The organism is Burkholderia sp. BE17 (assembly GCF_009362305.1).
In the GTDB taxonomy this organism is placed as follows: domain Bacteria; phylum Pseudomonadota; class Gammaproteobacteria; order Burkholderiales; family Burkholderiaceae; genus Burkholderia; species Burkholderia pyrrocinia_C.
Window position 1 is genome coordinate 1 of sequence record NZ_WHNU01000105.1, and the last position, 1,307, is coordinate 1,307.

A 1,307-nucleotide genomic window follows, 5' to 3' on the forward strand; every position below is an offset into this window, starting at 1 on the left:
GAACCTGTCCGCATTTTTGTGGGCGAGGCGGTTGAACAACGCGTTATCCACGCGCCTGGGTGAATCGTTCACCGAACAGGATAGCAAACTGGTTCATTGCTGATTTCCAGTCGAACGCTGCCCGCACGGTCTTGGCCAGCACGTTGCGCAGCGCCAGCCAGAGCAGCTTGATGGCCGCGTCGTCGTTCGGGAAGTGACCACGTGTCTTGATGATCTTGCGCAACTGCATGTTCAAACTTTCTATGGCGTTCGTGGTGTACACGACCCGTCGAATCTCCGGCGGGAACACGTAGAACGGCACGACGTGCTCCCACGCGCGTTGCCACGACTGCACGATCGTCGGATACTTCGCGCCCCAAGGTCCATCGGCGAAGTCTTGCAGCGCTTGCCTTGCTGCCTCTTCGCTGGCAGCCGCGTAGATCGGGCGCAGCGCCGTGGCGAGTACCTTGCGGTCCTTGTAGCTGGCGTATTCGAGGCTGTTGCGGATCAGATGCACGATGCAGGTCTGAACGGTGGTCCGCGGATAGGCCGCGCTGATGGCTTCGGTTAGCCCCTTCAGACCATCGACCACGGCGATCAGGATGTCCTGGCAGCCGCGCGTCTTGAGTTCGTTGAACACCTTGAGCCAGAACTTGGCGCCCTCGGTCTGCTCGATCCAGAGGCCCAGCACATCGCGCTGGCCATCGGCCTGGATGCCCAAGGCCAGATAGACGGCCTTGTTGCTGACCACCCCGTCGTCGCGGATCTTGACCCGCAGCGCATCGAAGAACACGACCGGATACATTGCCTCGAGTGGGCGGCTCTGCCAGCTCAGCGCCTCGGCCATCACCTCGTCGGTGACCGAACTGATGAAGTCGGGCGACACTTCGGTGCCGTATTGCTCGGCCAGAAACCCTTGAATCTCGCGCACGCTCATGCCACGCGCGTACATCGCAATGATGCGTTCGTCGAAGCCGGTGAAGCGGCGCTCGTGCTTGGGAATCAGGATCGGCTCGAAGCTGCCGTCACGGTCACGAGGGACTTCGACACGAACCGGGCCGCGATCCGTGATGACCGTCTTGCCGCTGGCGCCGTTGCGCTCGTTGGCTTGTCCGGCCGGCTTGGACTGGCCCGACGGGTAGCCCAGATGCAGATTCATCTCGGCGCCCATCGCCCGTTCGATGACCGCCTTGTTGAACGCCAGCATCAGATCCTGAACCTCGGTCGGCGTCATCGGCCCCTTGACCAACTGGTCCAGCAGTTCCTTGGGCAACTCAGGCAGCGGCCCGCGGGCCGCTGCCTGACGCGCTACGGTTTGCCTCTTCTTC

1 protein-coding gene is annotated in these 1,307 nt (G+C 62.3%); it reads right to left on the reverse strand.

Going from position 1 to position 1,307, the window contains the following annotated elements; translation table 11 throughout:
- Positions 1-43 precede the first annotated feature (43 nt).
- Complete coding sequence (locus GD429_RS39990) at positions 44-1,261, reverse strand: IS256 family transposase (RefSeq protein WP_152865735.1); 1,218 nt, start codon at positions 1,259-1,261, stop codon at positions 44-46.
- Between the last annotated feature and the right edge of the window lie 46 nt (positions 1,262-1,307).